Here is an 18838-nt window from a genome sequence, read left to right as displayed (position 1 = left end):
CGTAATTGTAAGACAAAAAGAAGTAAGACTATGTTAGACGTTCAAGCGATCCGAAAAGACTTTCCGATCTTGGATCATAAGATATACGATAAACCGCTGATATATTTTGATAATGGCGCTACTACCCAGAAACCTCGTCAAGTGGTAGAAAAGATAGAGAATGGATATTATAACGTAAACGCCAATATCCACCGAGGCGTACATTTCTTGAGCCAAGCGGCGACAGAGGCGCATGAGGAGGCTCGCAAAACGGTACAGCATTTCTTGAATGCCCGTTCCTCGAATGAGATTATTTTTACCCGGGGAACTACGGAATCCATCAATCTGATCGCTTCCAGCTTTACGGATGAATGTATGTCGGCAGGGGATGAGGTGATCGTGTCCGTGATGGAGCATCATTCCAATATCGTTCCTTGGCAGATACAAGCGGCCCGGAAAGGTATTACGTTGAAGGTGATCCCGATGAATGAGAAAGGGGAGTTGAATCTGGATGAGTATCGTAAATTATTCTCGGATAAGACTCGTCTGGTTTCCGTGACTCATGTGTCTAACGTCTTGGGTACGGTAAATCCGGTAAAGGCGATGATCGAGATCGCTCATGAACAAGGCATGCCGGTGTTGGTAGACGGGGCTCAAGCCGTTCCGCATATGAAGGTGGATGTGCAGGACTTGGATGCGGAGTTCTATGTTTTCTCTGGTCATAAGATTTACGGACCGACGGGTATCGGGGTCTTGTATGGCAAAGAGGAGTGGTTGGATAAACTTCCTCCGTATCAGGGAGGAGGCGAGATGATCGCTACGGTCTCGTTCGAGAAGACAACTTTTAATGAGCTTCCCTTTAAGTTTGAGGCGGGAACTCCGGATTATATTGGTAGCACGGCGTTGGCGGAAGCCTTGCGGTATGTAGACCGGATCGGTATAGAGAATATAGCTGCTTATGAGGATGAGCTTTTGCGGTATGCGACCGCTGGATTAAATACGATCGAAGGGATGCGTATTTTCGGACAAGCGGATCATAAAGGAGCGGTGCTTTCTTTTTTGGTGGGTAATATCCATCATTACGATATGGGGATGTTGCTGGATCGTTTGGGAATAGCGGTTCGTACAGGGCATCATTGTGCCCAGCCTTTGATGCATGCCTTAGGGATCGAAGGTACGGTGCGGGCGTCTTTTTCTTTTTATAATACGAAAGAGGAGATCGATACGTTCATCGCAGGTGTGGAACGAGTTCGGAAGATGTTTTGAGTATGATGTATTATATTAAGAAATATCCGTTTTCACTGGCGATTATATTGATCGTTATTTACTTGTCGTTCTTTAAGCCGCCGAGGATGGATGATATCCCTTTATTCCCGGGTGTGGACAAGGTGGTTCATTTCTGTATGTATGGGGGGATGTCGGGTATGCTATGGCTGGAGTTCTTGCGGAATCACCGGAAGTATGAGACGGTATTATGGCATGCTTGGATCGGGGCGGTTTTATGCCCGATCGTTATGAGTGGGATTATTGAGATATTGCAAGAATATTGTACGACGTACCGGGGTGGGGATTGGTTTGATTTCTTGGCGAATACTTGCGGGGTGATCGCCGCTACGGCATTCGCTTGGTTCGTGCTTCGCCCTTGGATTGTGAAGGAGCAAAAATAATGTAAGCTATATATACGATAAATAATAAACTGGGATATGTTATTACCCTATATGGAAACCGGGCGTATAGAGGCCGGTTGTGATGAGGCGGGAAGAGGCTGCTTGGCGGGTGCGGTATTCGCCGCCGCCGTGATTCTTCCGGAAGATTTTAAGAATGAGGATTTAAACGATAGCAAGCAATTAAGCGAGAAGAAACGGTATAAGCTTCGTCCTGTCATCGAACGTGAGGCGATCGCTTGGGCGGTAGGCATCGTCAGTCCGGAAGAGATCGATAAGATTAATATCTTAAAGGCTTCTTTCTTGGCTATGCATCGTGCGATCGAGCAATTGAAAGTACGGCCGGAACATTTATTGATCGATGGAAACCGTTTTACCCCTTATCCCGATATTCCGCATACGACCGTAGTAAAAGGCGACGGCAAATACCTAAGTATCGCCGCCGCCTCTATATTGGCTAAAACCTATCGGGATGATTATATGAATGAATTGGCCTTGGAATACCCCGCTTATCATTGGCTGGACAATAAAGGTTATCCTACCAAGGTCCACAGGGAAGCGATTCGTACCTGTGGGATCACGCCCTATCATCGCAAGACTTTTACGCTCTTACCGGAGCAGCTTACACTCGGTTTTTAATACGTATATAGGCATAACCTTATGCGTATATACGTATGAGGCTATGCCTATATCGGTGTAGGCTTACACGTATATACGTATCGGCTCGTGCCTATATACGTGTGAAAATACCTGTTTTTATTGTTGTTCCTTTGCTCGGTAAGCCATCGCGTATAGACGCATTTGCTTCACCATCGCTACCAACCCGTTGGAACGAGTAGGGGATAAATGCTCTTTTAATCCTACCTTGTCGATAAAGTAAAGATCGGCATCCAGTATCTCCTGCGGGGTATGGCCGGATAGGATATTGATCAAAAGGGATACGATACCTTTTACGATCACGGCGTCGCTTTCTCCTTGGAAAATAATCTTTCCATCCACATAATCCGCTTGGAACCAAACCCGGCTTTGGCAACCCTCGATCAAGTTACTTTCCGTTTTATATTTCTCATCAAGCGGGGGAAGTGAATTTCCCAGATCTATTAATAACGCATATTTGTCCATCCAATCGTCGAAGACTGAGAATTCTTCGATTACATTGTCTTGAAGTTCATTGATTGTCATTTTATCAGTATTTTATCGATTGTATATTACTTCCAGTACGGTTTGACCGGCAGCTTTTAGAGTCTCACGGTCTATATTCTCCATATTATCTTTTTGAGTATGCCAATAACTGGCGAAACCTGTTTTAGACTCAGGGTCGTAGTTAATGATGTCGATACTCGGGATATTACGTCCGCTAATCACATATTGGTGATCGTCTGTGATGGCTCCACCTGCGGCGTTAATGAAATATTTGCCATATCCCAGATCGCGGGCCGCGCTCCATACCATCTCGACGATCGGGGCTGCCGCACGTAAGGATTGTTGCTCCTTGAAAAACGTGGCGTTCTTGCCGCCCACCATATCCAATAAGATTCCGTATTCCGCCGTATAATTAGGGACATGCGGATTTTTTGCCCAGAACTGGGTACCTAGGCACCAGCTATCCGGTGTATAATCGGTTACGAATTCCGGCGTACCATAATCCTCCGCGTCGAAGAAAATAATATCGATGCCGATACCCGGGGCTTTTTGCCCGATTTGACGGGCGATCTCCAATAAGGCACCTACGCCGCTACCGCCATCGTCCGCCCCGTCCAATGGGGTCCGGTGCTTGGAAGGATCGGGATCGTGGTCCGAATAGGGACGGCTGTCCCAATGCGCGAATAGTAAAACACGTTTACTATTCTCCGGATCAAACGAGCCTATGATGTTTCTCGCTTCCAGCTTCGTTCCGTCGTAGGCGGTCAGTATCGCTTCCTGTTGGTAGACTTTGGCGCCAAAGCGCTTCAATTCAGATGCTAAGTAATCCCCGCATGCTTTATGAGCCGCCGTGTTAGGTACACGGGGACCAAAAGCGACTTGGTTCGCTACATAGGCGTAAGCGCTGTCTGCGTTGAAATCGGGAACAGCTGAGGCGATCGGTTGTTTTTTGATCTCCGGCATATTACCTGTCTCTTTGGTTCCTTTGGCTCCACATGATAAAAGAGCAAAACTCAATAACGCAAAAAATAATCTGATCATAAATCTGTTTTGTTTATAATGTTTTTACGGAGGCAGTCGCTTGAACCTCGTCTAATACACGCATCAAGTTTCCACCCCATATCTTGGCGATATCTTCCTCTGTATATCCTTTCTCTATTAATTTAACAGTGATCTGTATGAAATCGTTGTCACTTTCGCAACCGATAATTCCGCCACCGCCATCAAAATCAGAGCCGATACCTACATGATCGATACCGGCGACTTTCACCATATGATCGATATGTTCGATCGCGTCGGTAAGGCTCGCGTTTTTATAATCCTCATTGATATAGCGGTCGAGCAAGCAAACTTGCGCTACGCCTCCATTTTGGGCAAGGGCCTTTAGTTGTTCGTCGGTCAGGTTACGGTCGTGCTTGCACATCGCCATGGATGAGGAATGCGAGCAGATGATCGGGGCCTTGGACAATTTGATAACATCCCAAAATGACTTCTCAGAGGCATGAGACATATCCACCATGATACCTTGGCGATTCATCTCTTTCACGACCTCTTCGCCAAACGGACTTAAACCGTCCCATTCTTTCTTGGTATGGGTGGATGAGTCGCAAATATCGTTATCGTAGGAGTGGCAGAGCGTGATATAATTGACACCCATCGCCTTGAACTTAGCGATATTCGCCAGATCCTTACCAATGCCGTATCCATTCTCTATACCGATAAAGAACGCTTTTTTCCCTTCATTCTTCAAGCGGATGAAGTCTTGGTTCGTAACGGCGATGCCACATAAATCCTTATTCAATTCAGCTTGCTTGCGAATACCTTCGATCAAGCCTGTTACTTTTTGTACGGCTTCTTGTAAAGAGGCCTCATCACGTTTACCTTGTCCGATGAAGGCCGCAAGGAACACCCCGTCTAGTTTCCCTTCTTGCATCTTAGGGATGTTTACCCGGTTACGTTCCCGGTCGGCGATGCTGAATCCGGCACGTTTAAACCAGAAAGGAGTATCGGTATGTGTATCTACGGAAAGGAAATGCTTGTGCATCTCTTTGGCTTGGTGGAAAGTCTCGGCCTTTCCTATCAGATGGTGGAATATCTTTAACATCGTAGTGTCGCCTCCGTAAGTCAATGCTTCCGGATGCCATTGAACTCCCATGATGGATCGATTCGGATAAGCGTCGATAGCCTCGATAATACTGTCGGGCGCATAAGCGGTAGCCTTGAAGATAGGCGCCAACTCCTTGATCGCTTGATGATGAAGAGAGTTTACGGCTAAGGTATCTTTCCCTAGAATAGTGGCTAGCTGTGAGTTCGCATCAACAAAGACACGGTGTGAGCCATACGAACTGGGTAAATCTTGCCTATGCTTGACAGAATGATCGCCACGTTGTGAGGGGATGTCTTGGTAAAGCGTACCGCCAAACGCTACATTCAACAGTTGCAATCCCCGGCATATGCCTAAGACGGGAATATTTTGGTCGGTAGCCATCTTGATTAGTTTCAACTCATACAAATCGCGTACCGGATCGACTTCCTCCAGCTTTTCCCGAGGCTCCTCCTCATACCATAGAGGGTTTACATCCGCTCCTCCTATAAGAACTAGCCCGTCTAAATTCGATACGATATTTCTGAGTACCTTACCGTCAGTAACAGCCGGGATGATAACCGGAGTTCCCCCTGCCTTTACGATGGATTGGATATAGGTGGCCCCCACCCGGGAAGCACCATTGGAGATACTAGCGGAAATCCCGATCAATGGGGAGAATCGTGCCCGCACGTTTACATCGCAAGAGTCTGTCAACTCATATAGCTTTTTTAAGTTGGGTACCTCCGATCCGGGTGTCTGTGCCTGTGCTCCACATAAGATACTACAGGCGCATATTGCTGTGTATAAGATCTTTTTCATAATATGTAGTTGTTTTCGTTTGCTATTTGTTTGGGAAATCTTGTATAGCGGTCATAACCCTTAGCAAGTTTCCACCCCATATTTTCCGTATATCTTCTTCCGTATATCCTTCTTCTAAAAGTCGGACGGTAATGTTAATCAACTCGTTGGTAGCCGAGCAACCGATCAGTTCCCCGTCTCCGTCAAAATCCGAGCCGATTCCTATATGATCGATACCGATTAAATCCACGATATGATTGATATGGCGGATAGCGTCGCTTAAAGAAGCTTTGTCCTCTTCCTTATTGATGAATCCTTTGTATAGGCAGATTTGGGCGACACCCCCTTGAGCAGCCAGTGCTTTCAGCTGATCATCTGTTAAGTTACGAGGATGATCGCAAAGCGCACGTGCGGAAGAGTGGGAGGCTATGATTGGCGTCTCGCTCACTTCCATTACCTGATAAAAGGTACTTTCCGCCGCATGCGAGATATCAACCATGATTCCTAATCGGTTCATCTCTTTTACCACTTCCTTACCGAAAGGACTTAGTCCTTTCCATTCCTGTTTTCCTCTAGCGGAATCACAAATATCGTTATCCCCATTATGGCATAAGGTGATATAAGAAACTCCCATCTCCTTGAACATCCGTAGGTTTTCGATCTGCTTCCCTAAAGCGTACCCGTTCTCGATGCCGAGGCAGATCGCTTTTTTCCCTTGCGCCTTAATCGTCCGGATCTCTTGGGGGGTAGTCGCTATAGCCATCCGGTCCGGATGTAAGGTTTGCTGGCGTTTTACTTGATTCAGCCGTTCTATCGCATACGCTGTCGCTGCCTGTAAGGATGCCTCATCTCGTTTACCTTGCGGGGTATAGGCGACCATAAAGGTCGCGTCGATACGTCCTTCTTCCATAAAAGGAAGATTCACTTTCCCTCCTTCTTTCTCCCCGATATTAAATTCACCGGGAAAGATCATTGGGGTATCTGTATGGGAATCGATCGTCACGATCTGTTGATGGATCGCTTTGGCTTTCGCGAAACGGCGGGCATTCTCGATATGGTAAGCGAATAGGGCTTTCATGGCCTCATCCCCTTGCGGAGCCATGGCCTCCGGATGCCATTGTACACCGAATATCGTTTTCTCCGTATGTTCCATAGCCTCATTGATTCCATCCGGGGCGGTCGCTGTCGCCCTAAATCCGGGGGCGACCTCTTTTACCGCTTGATGGTGGAAAGAGTTGACAAGGATTTGTTTTTCTCCATTGAAAATAGTGCGTAGCTGGTTCGTTCCCGGTTCGAGAGTTACCGTATGCGACGGATATTCCCGCGCCAATGTCTGGCTGTGTTTCAATAGCGGGTGATCGGCTTGTGAATGGATGTCTTGATAGACACTTCCTCCGAACGCTACATTCATGATCTGATGCCCTCGGCAAATACCCATGATCGGAATTTGTCGGTTAGCGGCCAAGCGAAGCAAGATCAAATCGTATTCGTCACGTAGCGTATCTACGTCTTGCAATTGCGGGATAGGCTCCTCATGCAAATAGAGCGGATTGATGTCTCCACCCCCGCTCATAACCAATCCGTCTAGTTCGGAAACCAGTACGGTCAATGCTTTCAGATCCGTGATCACTGGGATAAGTACCGGGGCTCCCCCCGCGTCCAGCACGGCTTGCACGTAGGTCTCGGCTATACAGGAAAGTCCGTCTCTCCGGTTAGCGGATATTCCTATTCGGGGAGGTTGAAGGCTTTCTTTAGCCGGTATATAATTATCAACTTCTTTGTATAGGGCCTCTAGATTCGGACGACGGACTTTCATGATTTTAAGCATCTATGTTAGCATATGTAGCGTTTTCCTCGATAAACTCGCGGCGAGGGCCTACGTCTTCACCCATCAACATGGCGAAGATTTGGTCAGCCTCGGCTGCGTTGTCGATCGTGATTTGCTTTAACGTACGGTTTTCCGGGTTCATGGTCGTATCCCACAATTGATGGTCGTTCATTTCTCCCAAACCTTTGTATCGTTGTGTATGGATCGAGTTCTCGTTGCCTCCTCCATATTTTAAGATGAACTGCTGACGTTGTTGCTCGGTCCAGCAATATTCCTCAACCTTACCTTTCTTACACAAATAGAGGGGAGGAGTCGCCAAATACACATATCCGTTCTCGATCAAGGAACGCATACGGCGGAAGAAGAAGGTCAAGATCAATGTGGCGATGTGGCTACCGTCCACATCGGCATCGGTCATGATAATCACCTTGTGGTAACGCAGCTTCTCCATGTTCAACGCTTTCGGGTCATCCTCCGTACCGACGGTCACACCCATCGCACGATAGATGTTCTGGATTTCCTCGCTTTCGAAGATCTTATGATCCATCGCTTTCTCCACGTTCAAGATCTTACCGCGCAACGGTAGGATCGCTTGGAAGTTACGGTCGCGTCCTTGCTTAGCCGTACCACCTGCGGAGTCTCCCTCGACAAGGAACAATTCGCAGATCGACGCGTCTTTAGAGGAACAGTCCGCCAATTTACCGGGAAGCCCACCTCCTGTCAGCGGAGATTTGCGTTGTACCAATTCGCGAGCCTTACGAGCGGCATGACGGGCTTGAGCGGCCAAGATCACCTTGTCGACGATTATTTTCGCCTCTTTCGGATGTTCTTCCAAATAATAGCCTAACGCCTCACCGATCGCCATATCCACTGCACCGGTAACCTCGCTATTACCCAGCTTCGTCTTTGTCTGTCCCTCGAACTGAGGTTCGGCTACCTTGATAGAGATAACGGCGGTCAAACCTTCACGGAAGTCATCCCCTTGAATCTCCACCTTGGCTTTCTCCAATAATTTAGAATCCTCGGCGTACTTTTTCAACGTACGGGTCAGGCCACGGCGGAAACCGGCTAAGTGTGTACCACCTTCTATCGTGTTAATATCATTTACGTAAGAGAATACGCTCTCGTTGTAAGAAGTATTATAAGTTAACGCCACCTCGACAGGGATACCCTGCTTCTCGGTAACGATATGGATTACGTCTGGAATCAGTTTCTCTTTAGAACGGTCGATATAGCGGACAAATTCTTTCAATCCCTCATCCGAATGGAATACCTCGGACTTGAAAGAACCGTCTTCTTTCTGAACTCGCTTATCTGTCAGACGTAGCGTAATACCTGCGTTCAAGAACGCTAATTCACGCAAACGGGTAGCCAAGATATCATACTTGTATTCCGTGACCGTAAAGATAGAACCGTCCGGCTTGAAAGAGATCGTAGTACCTGTTTTATCCGTATTATCGATAACCTGTACGTCGTGCAACGGCTTTCCGCAAGAGAACTCCTGCATATGTACTTTGCCGTTCCTGCGAACTTCCGCTTTCAGATAAGTAGAGAGGGCGTTTACGCAAGATACACCCACACCGTGCAAACCACCGGATACTTTATAGGTTCCCTTGTCGAACTTACCGCCGGCGTGCAGCACTGTCAGTACTACCTCCAAGGCTGATTTACCTTCTTTCTCATGAATATCCACGGGGATACCACGGCCGTCGTCGGTAACCGTGATCGAGTTGTCCTCATTGATTACCACGTCGATGTATGTACAATATCCGGCTAGCGCTTCGTCTATGGAGTTATCTACGACCTCATACACTAAGTGATGGAGACCTTTCTCGCTGGTATCGCCAATATACATGGATGGCCTTTTTCGTACTGCCTCTAACCCTTCAAGTACTTGAATACTATCTGCGGAGTACTCTGTAGAAGTATTCTTAATTTCTTCACTCATGAGTTTATCTTTCTTTAAAATCTGTAATTATCTATGTCCTCAAAAAAATCTAACAAATGTAGTGATTTTTATCGAGATAGCGAAGTGGGGGATGTGAAAATAGCGAAAAAAGGACGGGTATAATAAAAAAGGAGAGAGATAAGCCATGAACTTATCTCTCTCCTTTTGGTTGGTAGCCCATAGGGGAATCGAACCCCTCTTTCAAGAATGAAAATCTTGCGTCCTAGCCGATAGACGAATGGGCCATTAGGTTTAAAAAAGCCGGGCTTATTGAGAGTCCGGCTTTATACTTGTAAAAGTAATTACCTTCTGCTTATGCTAGCGCATTAACGTGCTTAGCCAACTTAGATTTCAGATTACCGGCCTTGTTCTTGTGGATAACGTTCTTTTTTGCAAGCTTATCCAACATAGAGCATACCTTAGGGAACAAAGCTTGTGCCTCATTCTTGTCTTCAGTAGCGCGCAAAACTTTCATAGCGTTTCTAGCTGTCTTTGCGTAATATCTGTTACGCAAACGTCTTGCGTTTGTCTGTCTGATTCTCTTGATTGATGACTTATGATTTGCCATTTCTCGATCTTCTCTTTATTGTTTTTTAATCCTGTTTATTGTAGCCCATAGGGGAATCGAACCCCTCTTTCAAGAATGAAAATCTTGCGTCCTAGCCGATAGACGAATGGGCCAAAATGTCAAAGCTCTCACTTATAGCGTTCTAAGAAAGTAATTTCCCGATTGCGAGTGCAAAGATAGACGATCTCTCCGAACTGGCAAAACATTTCGAAGGAAAATTTAATACTACTCACTGTTTTAACTTCTCTTTAGAACTTATATCTTCCAGATGAATTTCCAAGGCTTTAACGGAAATATTTATTTCCCAGATACATACACATAACGACGCCGCTAATAGCAATAAGGCTATGCCAAATATCCATGCGGCGAAAATCTGCCACGATACATAAATGAAGAACATAGCGATCACGCAGAGCAGCAAACTGAGTATTCCTAATATTTGCATGGAACGGGTCAGATAGAGCCTTTTCCGCAGGTTCGCTATCTGGGCGATATCCTTGGGGTCATGGGTTTGCTGATGCTTTTCTTTCAAGGCACGCACTACGCTGGCGTATGAAAGGAAGCGATTCGTATAGGCCAGCAATATCAATGATATGGCGGAAAATAATAAAGAAGGGGTCGTTAAGTCCAACATAATTCTATACTTTAATTATATGTATAACGTTAATTTGAGTATCTTTGTTCTTAATCATCGTCGCAAAGATACGAATTATGTTGTGTAAAACGAGGGGGATTGTCTTGCATACGATCCCTTACAATGATAAATATTCTATTATATATATGTATACGGAGGCGTTTGGCCGGGCCTCGTATCTGGTTAGTCGTAGCCGTGGGAAGAAAAGCACGGTGTCGAAGGCTTTGTTTATACCTTTGTCCGTTCTGGAAATGGAGGTGGAGCACTTGAATAAGCGGGACTTGCACCGGATTAAGGAGACCCGCATTTGTTTTCCGCTGAATGATGTTTGTTGTGATCCGGTTAAGAATGTATTGGCGCTTTTCCTCTCGGAGGTTCTTTTTAGGGTCGTGAAAGATACGGAGTCGGATCCCCGTTTATTTGATTATTTATACGAGTCCATACATCTATTGGAGTATGCGGATAAGGGTATCGCTAATTTTCATATGGTTTTCTTGTTAGGTCTTCTCCACCATCTCGGTATTTTCCCGAATATGGAATCGCATAGGGTGGGATATTATTTCGATATGTTGAATGGGGTGTTTACGGATCATATCCCGATGCATCGGCATTATTTAAATAAGGTGGAGAGCGCTTTCTTTTCCCGTTTGCTGCGTATCAGTTTTGAGAATATGTCGCTTTATGGTTTTTCCCGGCAAGAGCGGGTCCGTATTATTCATCGTATTCTTGAGTATTACCGTCTACATCTCCCGGATTTTCCGGAAATCAAATCGTTATCGGTGATGCAAAGCTTATTTGATTGATCTATTTGATGTTATATTAGCTCTTGAAAACACGTACGTGTTTTTGGAAAAAGACGTACATGTTTTTCCTGAAACACGTACATGTTTTTTCGGAAATAATGAGAAGCTTCCGGATAGGCGGGAAAAACATCCGATAACGGTTGCCTATTTGAGGAAAAGATTATACTTTTGCAATCTCAAAAGAGTTGGTCTTGTAGTTCAACGGATAGAATAGAAGTTTCCTAAACTTTAGATCCGGGTTCGATTCCCGGCGAGACTACTTTTATTTCCTCTCTTTTTTATCAAACTTGGTCAAAACAAGTAAGTTGATCTCCTTATTGTTAAACGTTTTTTTGTCTCTTGTATAAAGAGAGAGTAAATAAAATAAGCGTTTTCTTACTGCAGGTTGTTTCTTGTGGTGAGAATATTGTTTATATTTGCGCAAGGTAATCACTAAAAGATGAAACAACAGATAATTAATAAGCTAAGAGGCTTTTTCTCTTTGCAACCAATAGAGAAAGCATGGGTGTTTGGTTCCTGTTCACGTGGAGAGGAGACGAAGGATAGCGATATTGATATTCTGGTTCGTTTTGACTCCCACGCTCGTATTACATTATTCAAGTATGCGGGTATGGTGGAAGCTCTAAGCCAATTGTTGCATCGTAAGGTTGATTTGGTGGAGGAAGGACAATTGAAGGATTTTGCCGTTTCTTCTGTAGATCGGGATAAAATATTGGTATATGAGAGAGAAGCCTAAAGACAATACACGTCTACGGCATATGCTGGAGGCGATAAATAATGTCATTGAGTTCACGACAGATGTGACTTTTGAGGAGTATTCCAGGAACAAGATATTGCGTTTTGCGGTCATCAAGAATTTGGAGATTATAGGGGAGGCGGCTTATTTGATTACAAAGGAATTTCGGGAGGAACATCAAGAGATCGCATGGAATGAGGTCATAGGCATGCGCCATGTGTTAGTGCATGGGTATTATCAGATTCGGGATGAGATAGTGTGGGGAACCATTCAAACAGATCTATTTCCGCTTAAGGATAAGATAGAACGGTTGATCTGTAAATAAGCTCAATGTATTATTTTAATAAGATGATCATGACCGATCCCGCTACCATGATAACGGAGCCAATCAATTTCTTCGTTATATTTTCCTCTTTGAATATACGGTATCCTAAGAAGATACTTACGATCGTAGAGAGTTGGAACAAGGCTAACGCATAACCTACCTCCATATGATCGAATACGTAATTGGTGGTGTATTGCATGGTGCCGATACAAAGGACCAAATAAAAGTAGGAGAAAAGATCCCGTATTTTGATTCGCTTGAATTCTTTGACAAGATGGACCTCTGCGATACCCCATAGGTTCGGGATCTCCCCTAATAAGAAGATACCGACAATAATACCTACTACGGATTTGTAGGAATTGATGGGGCCCAGTACCGATAGATCCCCGCATTGTAAAGCTTTTACTAAGAATCCATTCCCGGTAGCTCCCACGATTCCGGCTAGAATACAATATTTCCAGAATTCGAAAGGCAACTCAAGCCAGCGAACTTGGATCGCCGGGATGATACAGAATACGCTCAATAGTAGGAATGTCAAGAAGTTGATTAATAAAGGGTGATTATACCGATTGGTTAATTGCTTTTGGAAAACATTACCAAGCGGATTGGATAATACCCTTGATATGACCGCAACAGAGGTGAGTATCATTTAATAGGCTTTAAACGTTACCCATTCGCCATTGTATTGACATTCAAAAGTTCGGCCGCTTATCCATATGTCCTTCAAGACCGTTTGTCCGTCTTCATAGTCCATATAAAGTATATCGGTATAGTAATTGTCCCAATCCCAGTAGAATGGAATTTCCTCTCGATCTATGCGTCCGCTTGGGTAATGATAAATTCTTGTATCCCATCCTTTCCCATCCGGATTAAATGTAAGTTGCTGCTCACAATCCAAGCCGTCTACGACAAACCAATCTGTCCATACATAATTACATAAATCATAGGTGATTTCCTCATACGGATCATAATACGGATCCTCCTCGCAACTACTGAACCCGCATAAGACGGCGATCAATAAGAATATGTTTATTAAATATCTTTTAGCCATAACTCTATACCTTTAAATACTATTCGGAGGTAAAGATACAAATTTAAGGAAAGGATGTTTCTTTTTTTTATATCTTTAGCGCAAAATTTTCAGATATATGCAAAAAACATTACGCATTAAGAACGATATTCATGAGCTTTCCATGATGAATGAGTTCTTGGAAGAAGCTGGAGAAGAATTGGGATTAAGCACCGCTTTCATGATGAGCCTGAATCTGGTGATGGAAGAAGCTGTCTCAAATATAATTTTTTATGCGTATAAGGGAGATGTTGAGGATGCCGTAGACATTTCGTTGGTCAGGGAAGGTGGGGAATTGATCGTGACTTTGATAGATCATGGGATTGCTTTCGATCCGACTTTAAGAAAAGACCCTGATATTACTTTATCTGCCGAAGACCGTCCAATCGGAGGGTTGGGTATTTTCTTGATCAAGAAGATTATGGATGAGGTCTCTTATCAGAGAGTAGATGAGCGGAATGTCTTTATCATGAAGAAAAAAATAACCGAATAAAATATAAAGATATGGAAGTAGTTATTGACCAAAAAGGTGAAGAGACTGTAATTAAGATCAAAGGAAGATTGGATACGAATACGGCTCGCGAATGCGAGGAAAAGGTTTTGCCGGTATGGGAGAATCCGGGAGTAAAAGTATGTGTCGATTGTTCTGATTTGGAATATGTGAGTAGTGCGGGCCTCCGATTGTTTTTAATATTACAAAAAATGACGACTGCCAAGAAAGGGTCTTTACGTTTGATCGGTATGCGGAATGTGGTTCGTGAGACCTTTAGTTTGACGGGATTTAACGCTCTCTTCAAGATAGAAGACGCAAAATAAGTGTGAAGGTTAGGAAAAAGGTAGCCGGTGTGTCAAATTTGGCACACCGGTTTTGTATTAATCTTTTAGATCTTTGTCGATGGGGCTATCCCATTTGCCACCGTTTAATATATCAAGGGTGAAGGTATTGTCTGATTCCTTCGGGGTGTAGAGAATCCCAGTATAACGAATAATGTGATTTTTGAGAGGCAGGATGTCATTAACCTCTCTTTCCCGGGTTACTTCATTTATCTGATTTTTGGCCGAGAGGTGTGCTTTGAGCATGAATTCCGGAGCCGGGATAAACGTGAAGAAGGAATGGGAGAAATTTGTTTTCCCGATATCAGAGTCGTTAAAAGTGTCGGTTTGTGTATAAGGCGTGTTTTGAGAAATGCCATTCCCGGTGGTTAAATCAATCTTGTTTTGATAATTGGAGACATTTATCGTGAAGCTTTTTAGGGCTTTAGGTACGGCATCGGCGGATATGAACTCTATTTTGCCGACGATTCTTTGTAAGGTGATATCTTTAATGATTCTTTCTCCCGCTTGTACTTCTTGGGTGAGAAAAAGATGAAACGTATCTGATACTTTACTGAATAGTGCGGTTTGTCCGGACACGGAGATATTCTTGTCTGAGTGGGCTAGGAAACAAATATGATAGTTGCCGGAGGGCAGTGAATCATAAATGATCGTGAAATCCGGATCTTGAGGCGTGAATTGCTTATGTTTTACCAGAATGTCCGGTTTTCCGCTTTGGTATACGATATAATCGATCCGGTTGTATAAATTATCCGGGTCGATATCCGGTGTAGAAGGATCTTCCTCGGCATCGGGATTTTGGGGAATAGGCTCAGGGATATTCAGCTCGGGAATACTCTTGGTTACGGGGAAGGGTAATACTTCCTTTTGTAAATCGATCGTAAACTGTATGGGGGATAATTCCTCTTGTAGGTCGGGGTTAGGTACTTCCTTTTCCGTTCCATTACAACAACAAAAACAAAGCAGACAGGCGATAGCCACTAATTCATTTTTCTTCATAGTTGATATTTTTGGTAAATGTTTGACGCAAAGGAACGATATATTTTGTGAATTAAAAAATATTAAGCTGTTAAATTGGCGTATGCAGGGTTATTTTTCATAGCTTTGTGAATCAACAATGTAATTACCTTAGTTTAATAAAACGGAATAATACCATGAAACGAAAAATCAGAATGGGAATGGTCGGTGGAGGACAAGGCTCGTTTATCGGGGCCGTTCATCGTATCGCCGCTAATTTAGACGGACAGATCGAGTTGGTCTGTGGATGCTTCAGTTCTCGCCCGGAGAATTCATTGGCTACCGGACAATCTTTATTTTTACCGGATAATCGTATTTACGCATCTTATCAGGAAATGATAGAGAAAGAGGCCGCCCTGCCTGAAGGCGAACGGATGGATTTTGTGTCTATTGTTACCCCGAATCATGTGCATTTCGGTCCGGCCATGATGGCGTTGGAACATGGTTTCCATGTCGTACTGGATAAACCGATGACATATACCTTGGATGAGGCGAAGCAATTACGAGACAAAGTGAAGGAAACCGGAAAATTGTTTATGCTGACTCATACCTATACCGCTTACCCGATGGTGAAGGAGGCTAGGGAAAGGGTACGCAGGGGCGATTTAGGTAAGATACGCCGTATTTATGTGGAATATCCTCAAGGCTGGCTATATAATGACTGCGCTGATGTTAATAAGCAAGCGGCTTGGCGGGTGGATCCCAATCGGTCGGGCAAGGCTGGTTGCATGGGGGATATTGGGACTCATGCGTTTAATCTGGCGGAATATATAACAGGGCTGAAGGCCGTGGAATTATGCGGTGAATTGAATACCTTCGTGCCGGATCGTCTTTTGGATGATGATGGGGCGGCATTGATCCGTTATGAGGGAGGCGCGAAAGGGGTGCTGACCGCTAGCCAGATCGCCGTAGGTGTAGAGAATGGCTTGAATATTCGTGTGTATGGAGAGAAAGGTGGGTTGGAATGGCGTCAAGAAGAACCGAATACGATGATTATGCGTTGGCCGGATCGTCCGGCGGAGATCGTCCGTACTTCCAATGGATATATGTCGGGTATCGCCGCTCATAATTCCCGTACACCGGGTGGACATCCGGAAGGCTATATAGAGGCATTCGCTAATTTGTATCGGAATTTCGCCTTGGCTTTGCGATCGATTCTGGCTGGTGAGGAACCGGCTCCTGAGACCTTGGATTTCCCTTCCGCCGAAGACGGTGTCCGTGGCATGCGGTTTATCGAGACGATTGTAGCTACCGGATCGACAGAGAATAAATGGATAAAAATAATCGACTAAAAATAATACTATATATGGCACGTCCTGTAACATTATATACCCTCCAGTGGGGAGATTTATCACTGGAAACAGTTTGTCAAAAAGCGAAAGAATTCGGATACGACGGTGTGGAATTGGGACTTCCTGATCATGTGGATGTCCGACGTACGGATACAGCTTATTATCAAGGAATCAAGGATCTGTTAAAGAAATATGACTTACGGCTTTATGCGATCTCTACCCATCTGGTTGGACAAGCTGTATGCGATAATATCGATGAGCGTCATAAGGCGATCTTGCCGGATTATATTTGGGGAGATGGCGATCCGGAAGGGGTTCACCAACGGGCTACCGAGGAGATGATCCGGACCGCCCATGCGGCAAAGATGTTGGGAGTCGATACGGTTGTAGGTTTTACGGGTAGTTCTATTTGGCATTATTTGTATTCTTTCCCTCCGGTAACGGACGCTATGATACAAAAGGGGTATGATGATTTCGCCCGTCGCTTTACGCCCATCTTGGATGAGTTTCAGAAACTGGGTGTACGTTTTGCGTTGGAGGTACATCCTACAGAGATCGCGTTCGATACTTTTTCCGCACGCAGGGCATTGGAGGCGGTAAATAACCATCCTGCTTTCGGTTTTAACTATGATCCGAGCCATCTAGGATATCAAGGGGTGGACTATGTGGATTTCATCTATCAGTTTCCGGAGCGTATCTTCCATGTGCATATGAAGGACGTATATTGGAGTGATACCCCTAAGCAGGTGGGTATATTCGGCGGTCATGTTACTTTCGGCGATCCCCGTCGATATTGGAATTTCCGTAGCTTAGGACGAGGAAAGATTAATTTTGAGGAGATTATCCGTGCTTTGAATTCAATTGGCTATCAAGGTCCGCTTTCCGTGGAATGGGAAGATAGCGCTATGGATCGGGAACATGGGGCACGGGAATCTTGCGAATTGGTGAAGAGAGTGGATTTCCAACCTTCCGCCCATGCGTTCGATGCTTGTTTTGGAAAGGAATAAATAATTATTAATTACAAAAAACACGAGATTTGATGAGTGTGAGAAAGTGGATGTTTGCCGGGGCCTTGTTATTGGCCGCCGGCTTGAGTTCTTTGGGATTTGCCCAAAAACCGGGGTTGAAGTTTAATCCGGATAAGAAGTTTAAGATTGTACAGTTTACGGACTTGCATGTGAAATGGCAAGACCCTCGTTCGGACATCGCTTTTGAGCGTATGAACCAAGTGTTGGATGACGAGAAACCGGACTTGGTGATTTTTACGGGAGATATTATCTATAGCAAGCCTGCGTTGGAAAATATGCGGAATGTATTGAAGACAGTCTCCGACCGTAAAATACCATTCTCCATTGTTTTCGGAAATCATGATAATGAGCAGGGGGCGACAAAAGAGGAGTTGCTGAAAGTAGCCGAAAGCCTACCGTATAGTTTAACGGCGGATGAGGTTCCCGAAATCTCAGGCGTGGGTAATTACGCCTTGACCGTACGTTCCTCCGATGGGAAGAAGGATGCTTTCGTCTTGTATTGCATCGATTCGAATACCTATTCAACTATCAAGGGGGTAAAAGGATACGATTATATTAAGCGTGACCAGATCGATTGGTATTGTAAGAAAAGCGCGGAGTTTACCCGGAATAACGGGGGAGAGCCGGTTCCTTCTTTGGCTTTCTTCCATATCGCGTTGCCGGAGTTTAATCAAGCGGCTTCCGATGAGAATGCCCAACTATATGGCATACGTAGAGAAAAGGCATGCGCTCCGGCGTTGAATTCCGGTTTATTTACGGCGATTAAAGAAAACGGGGACGTGATGGGGGTATTTGTCGGCCATGATCATGATGACGATTATGCGGTTTGCTGGCATGATGTTCTATTGGCTTACGGTCGTTTTACCGGAGGTCCGACGGAATACATACATTTGCCTAACGGAGCTCGTATAATCGAATTGAACGAAGGAACTCGCACCTTCAAGACTTGGATTCGTACGAAAGCCGGTGTAGAGCAACTTACTACCTATCCGGATTCGTTCGTGAAAGAGTGAGGATCTATATCATTCTGAAAATGATATAAAAACTGTATTCCTTATTGTTAAAGCTCTAAATTATATCTAACTT

General features: G+C 44.7%; 21 protein-coding genes and 3 tRNA genes. 12 read left to right on the top strand and 12 right to left on the bottom strand.

Annotation, left to right across the window (positions count from 1 at the left end):
• Nucleotides 1-30: 30 nt before the first annotated feature.
• The 3 genes from DWX33_RS11090 to DWX33_RS11080 are packed head-to-tail and all read left to right on the top strand — an operon-like array spanning nt 31 to nt 2282.
• A complete protein-coding gene (locus DWX33_RS11090; RefSeq protein ID WP_122380401.1) occupies nt 31-1245 on the top strand; it encodes an aminotransferase class V-fold PLP-dependent enzyme in 1215 nt (404 codons plus the stop codon).
• A gap of 2 nt (nt 1246-1247) precedes the next feature.
• Complete coding sequence (locus DWX33_RS11085) at nt 1248-1646, top strand: VanZ family protein (protein WP_036617675.1); 399 nt, start codon at nt 1248-1250, stop codon at nt 1644-1646.
• A 36-nt stretch (nt 1647-1682) separates the two neighbouring features.
• Entirely contained in the window at nt 1683-2282 is a 600-nt protein-coding gene (locus DWX33_RS11080; protein ID WP_122380400.1) for a ribonuclease HII, read from the top strand.
• 117 nt (nt 2283-2399) lie between these two features.
• Here DWX33_RS11080 and DWX33_RS11075 read toward each other — a convergent pair whose 3' ends face one another.
• The 9 genes from DWX33_RS11075 to DWX33_RS11035 form a co-directional block, all read right to left on the bottom strand.
• Nucleotides 2400-2825: a SufE family protein gene (locus DWX33_RS11075; RefSeq protein ID WP_008772771.1), complete on the bottom strand. Its 426-nt coding sequence runs from the start codon at nt 2823-2825 to the stop codon at nt 2400-2402.
• A 12-nt stretch (nt 2826-2837) separates the two neighbouring features.
• Entirely contained in the window at nt 2838-3827 is a 990-nt protein-coding gene (locus tag DWX33_RS11070; protein ID WP_005859373.1) for a M28 family peptidase, read from the bottom strand.
• A gap of 13 nt (nt 3828-3840) precedes the next feature.
• Nucleotides 3841-5691, bottom strand: coding sequence for a gamma-glutamyl-gamma-aminobutyrate hydrolase family protein (locus tag DWX33_RS11065; protein ID WP_121960644.1), 1851 nt, complete (start codon nt 5689-5691; stop codon nt 3841-3843).
• A gap of 22 nt (nt 5692-5713) precedes the next feature.
• Entirely contained in the window at nt 5714-7498 is a 1785-nt protein-coding gene (locus tag DWX33_RS11060; protein WP_122380399.1) for a gamma-glutamyl-gamma-aminobutyrate hydrolase family protein, read from the bottom strand.
• On the bottom strand, nt 7491-9446 hold the full coding sequence (gyrB, locus tag DWX33_RS11055; RefSeq protein WP_122297500.1) for a DNA topoisomerase (ATP-hydrolyzing) subunit B: 1956 nt from the start codon (nt 9444-9446) through the stop codon (nt 7491-7493). The genes DWX33_RS11060 and gyrB overlap by 8 nt, the downstream gene beginning before the upstream one ends.
• Nucleotides 9447-9616: 170 nt before the next feature.
• Nucleotides 9617-9691: transfer RNA gene (locus DWX33_RS11050), tRNA-Glu, on the bottom strand.
• A 68-nt stretch (nt 9692-9759) separates the two neighbouring features.
• On the bottom strand, nt 9760-10014 hold the full coding sequence (gene rpsT / locus DWX33_RS11045; protein ID WP_005859369.1) for a 30S ribosomal protein S20: 255 nt from the start codon (nt 10012-10014) through the stop codon (nt 9760-9762).
• 41 nt (nt 10015-10055) lie between these two features.
• Nucleotides 10056-10127: transfer RNA gene (locus tag DWX33_RS11040), tRNA-Glu, on the bottom strand.
• Nucleotides 10128-10243: 116 nt separating this feature from the next.
• Entirely contained in the window at nt 10244-10648 is a 405-nt protein-coding gene (locus tag DWX33_RS11035; protein ID WP_005867604.1) for a DUF2721 domain-containing protein, read from the bottom strand.
• A gap of 77 nt (nt 10649-10725) precedes the next feature.
• On the opposite strand from DWX33_RS11035, the gene recO reads away from it, so the two are divergent.
• The 4 genes from recO (at nt 10726) to DWX33_RS11015 (ending at nt 12512) form a co-directional block, all read left to right on the top strand.
• The gene (gene recO, locus DWX33_RS11030) at nt 10726-11451 is read left to right on the top strand and encodes a DNA repair protein RecO (RefSeq protein ID WP_048927162.1); all 726 of its coding nucleotides are present in this window, start codon (nt 10726-10728) and stop codon (nt 11449-11451) included.
• Between the two features lie 187 nt (nt 11452-11638).
• Nucleotides 11639-11710: transfer RNA gene (locus DWX33_RS11025), tRNA-Arg, on the top strand.
• A gap of 180 nt (nt 11711-11890) precedes the next feature.
• Nucleotides 11891-12187, top strand: coding sequence for a nucleotidyltransferase family protein (locus tag DWX33_RS11020; protein ID WP_005865085.1), 297 nt, complete (start codon nt 11891-11893; stop codon nt 12185-12187).
• Complete coding sequence (locus DWX33_RS11015) at nt 12171-12512, top strand: DUF86 domain-containing protein (RefSeq protein ID WP_008772765.1); 342 nt, start codon at nt 12171-12173, stop codon at nt 12510-12512. The genes DWX33_RS11020 and DWX33_RS11015 overlap by 17 nt, the downstream gene beginning before the upstream one ends.
• Nucleotides 12513-12522: 10 nt before the next feature.
• Here DWX33_RS11015 and DWX33_RS11010 read toward each other — a convergent pair whose 3' ends face one another.
• Nucleotides 12523-13161, bottom strand: a complete 639-nt coding sequence (locus tag DWX33_RS11010) for an EamA family transporter (RefSeq protein ID WP_122380398.1) — start codon at nt 13159-13161, stop codon at nt 12523-12525.
• Complete coding sequence (locus tag DWX33_RS11005) at nt 13162-13563, bottom strand: hypothetical protein (RefSeq protein WP_008772763.1); 402 nt, start codon at nt 13561-13563, stop codon at nt 13162-13164.
• Nucleotides 13564-13660: 97 nt separating this feature from the next.
• Between DWX33_RS11005 and DWX33_RS11000 the strand changes: the two genes are divergently transcribed.
• Both DWX33_RS11000 and DWX33_RS10995 read left to right on the top strand, forming a co-directional pair.
• A complete protein-coding gene (locus DWX33_RS11000; RefSeq protein WP_012056072.1) occupies nt 13661-14074 on the top strand; it encodes an ATP-binding protein in 414 nt (137 codons plus the stop codon).
• An 11-nt stretch (nt 14075-14085) separates the two neighbouring features.
• Nucleotides 14086-14397, top strand: coding sequence for an STAS domain-containing protein (locus DWX33_RS10995; protein WP_005859339.1), 312 nt, complete (start codon nt 14086-14088; stop codon nt 14395-14397).
• Nucleotides 14398-14454: 57 nt separating this feature from the next.
• Here the strand turns inward: DWX33_RS10995 and DWX33_RS10990 are convergent, their stop codons facing one another.
• Nucleotides 14455-15414, bottom strand: a complete 960-nt coding sequence (locus tag DWX33_RS10990) for a hypothetical protein (protein WP_122144939.1) — start codon at nt 15412-15414, stop codon at nt 14455-14457.
• Nucleotides 15415-15569: 155 nt separating this feature from the next.
• Between DWX33_RS10990 and DWX33_RS10985 the strand changes: the two genes are divergently transcribed.
• Genes DWX33_RS10985 through DWX33_RS10975 form a run of 3 tightly spaced genes read left to right on the top strand, consistent with a single transcriptional unit; the run spans nt 15570 to nt 18765 of the window.
• Nucleotides 15570-16724 carry a Gfo/Idh/MocA family protein gene (locus tag DWX33_RS10985; RefSeq protein WP_122380397.1) on the top strand — a complete coding sequence of 385 codons (1155 nt, stop codon included), beginning with the start codon at nt 15570-15572 and terminating at the stop codon, nt 16722-16724.
• 14 nt (nt 16725-16738) lie between these two features.
• Nucleotides 16739-17731 carry a sugar phosphate isomerase/epimerase gene (locus DWX33_RS10980; protein WP_005859333.1) on the top strand — a complete coding sequence of 331 codons (993 nt, stop codon included), beginning with the start codon at nt 16739-16741 and terminating at the stop codon, nt 17729-17731.
• A gap of 32 nt (nt 17732-17763) precedes the next feature.
• A complete protein-coding gene (locus DWX33_RS10975) occupies nt 17764-18765 on the top strand; it encodes a metallophosphoesterase family protein (protein ID WP_122145032.1) in 1002 nt (333 codons plus the stop codon).
• Nucleotides 18766-18838: the final 73 nt, after the last annotated feature.

The organism is Parabacteroides sp. AF19-14 (assembly GCF_003635485.1).
GTDB lineage: Bacteria > Bacteroidota > Bacteroidia > Bacteroidales > Tannerellaceae > Parabacteroides > Parabacteroides distasonis.
Note: the sequence above shows the minus strand (reverse complement) of the source record. Positions and strands in the feature narration are given on the sequence as shown.

Excerpts from the sequence above, each read along its gene's own strand:
- DWX33_RS11090 (WP_122380401.1), top strand. The coding sequence starts at position 31 with ATGTTAGACGTTCAAGCGATCCGAAAAGACTTTCCGATCTTGGATCAT.
- DWX33_RS11085 (WP_036617675.1), top strand. The coding sequence starts at position 1,248 with ATGATGTATTATATTAAGAAATATCCGTTTTCACTGGCGATTATATTG.
- DWX33_RS11080 (WP_122380400.1), top strand. The coding sequence starts at position 1,683 with ATGTTATTACCCTATATGGAAACCGGGCGTATAGAGGCCGGTTGTGAT.
- DWX33_RS11075 (WP_008772771.1), bottom strand. The coding sequence starts at position 2,825 with ATGACAATCAATGAACTTCAAGACAATGTAATCGAAGAATTCTCAGTC.
- DWX33_RS11070 (WP_005859373.1), bottom strand. The coding sequence starts at position 3,827 with ATGATCAGATTATTTTTTGCGTTATTGAGTTTTGCTCTTTTATCATGT.
- DWX33_RS11065 (WP_121960644.1), bottom strand. The coding sequence starts at position 5,691 with ATGAAAAAGATCTTATACACAGCAATATGCGCCTGTAGTATCTTATGT.
- DWX33_RS11060 (WP_122380399.1), bottom strand. The coding sequence starts at position 7,498 with ATGCTTAAAATCATGAAAGTCCGTCGTCCGAATCTAGAGGCCCTATAC.
- gyrB (WP_122297500.1), bottom strand. The coding sequence starts at position 9,446 with ATGAGTGAAGAAATTAAGAATACTTCTACAGAGTACTCCGCAGATAGT.
- rpsT (WP_005859369.1), bottom strand. The coding sequence starts at position 10,014 with ATGGCAAATCATAAGTCATCAATCAAGAGAATCAGACAGACAAACGCA.
- DWX33_RS11035 (WP_005867604.1), bottom strand. The coding sequence starts at position 10,648 with ATGTTGGACTTAACGACCCCTTCTTTATTATTTTCCGCCATATCATTG.
- recO (WP_048927162.1), top strand. The coding sequence starts at position 10,726 with ATGTTGTGTAAAACGAGGGGGATTGTCTTGCATACGATCCCTTACAAT.
- DWX33_RS11020 (WP_005865085.1), top strand. The coding sequence starts at position 11,891 with ATGAAACAACAGATAATTAATAAGCTAAGAGGCTTTTTCTCTTTGCAA.
- DWX33_RS11015 (WP_008772765.1), top strand. The coding sequence starts at position 12,171 with ATGAGAGAGAAGCCTAAAGACAATACACGTCTACGGCATATGCTGGAG.
- DWX33_RS11010 (WP_122380398.1), bottom strand. The coding sequence starts at position 13,161 with ATGATACTCACCTCTGTTGCGGTCATATCAAGGGTATTATCCAATCCG.
- DWX33_RS11005 (WP_008772763.1), bottom strand. The coding sequence starts at position 13,563 with ATGGCTAAAAGATATTTAATAAACATATTCTTATTGATCGCCGTCTTA.
- DWX33_RS11000 (WP_012056072.1), top strand. The coding sequence starts at position 13,661 with ATGCAAAAAACATTACGCATTAAGAACGATATTCATGAGCTTTCCATG.
- DWX33_RS10995 (WP_005859339.1), top strand. The coding sequence starts at position 14,086 with ATGGAAGTAGTTATTGACCAAAAAGGTGAAGAGACTGTAATTAAGATC.
- DWX33_RS10990 (WP_122144939.1), bottom strand. The coding sequence starts at position 15,414 with ATGAAGAAAAATGAATTAGTGGCTATCGCCTGTCTGCTTTGTTTTTGT.
- DWX33_RS10985 (WP_122380397.1), top strand. The coding sequence starts at position 15,570 with ATGAAACGAAAAATCAGAATGGGAATGGTCGGTGGAGGACAAGGCTCG.
- DWX33_RS10980 (WP_005859333.1), top strand. The coding sequence starts at position 16,739 with ATGGCACGTCCTGTAACATTATATACCCTCCAGTGGGGAGATTTATCA.
- DWX33_RS10975 (WP_122145032.1), top strand. The coding sequence starts at position 17,764 with ATGAGTGTGAGAAAGTGGATGTTTGCCGGGGCCTTGTTATTGGCCGCC.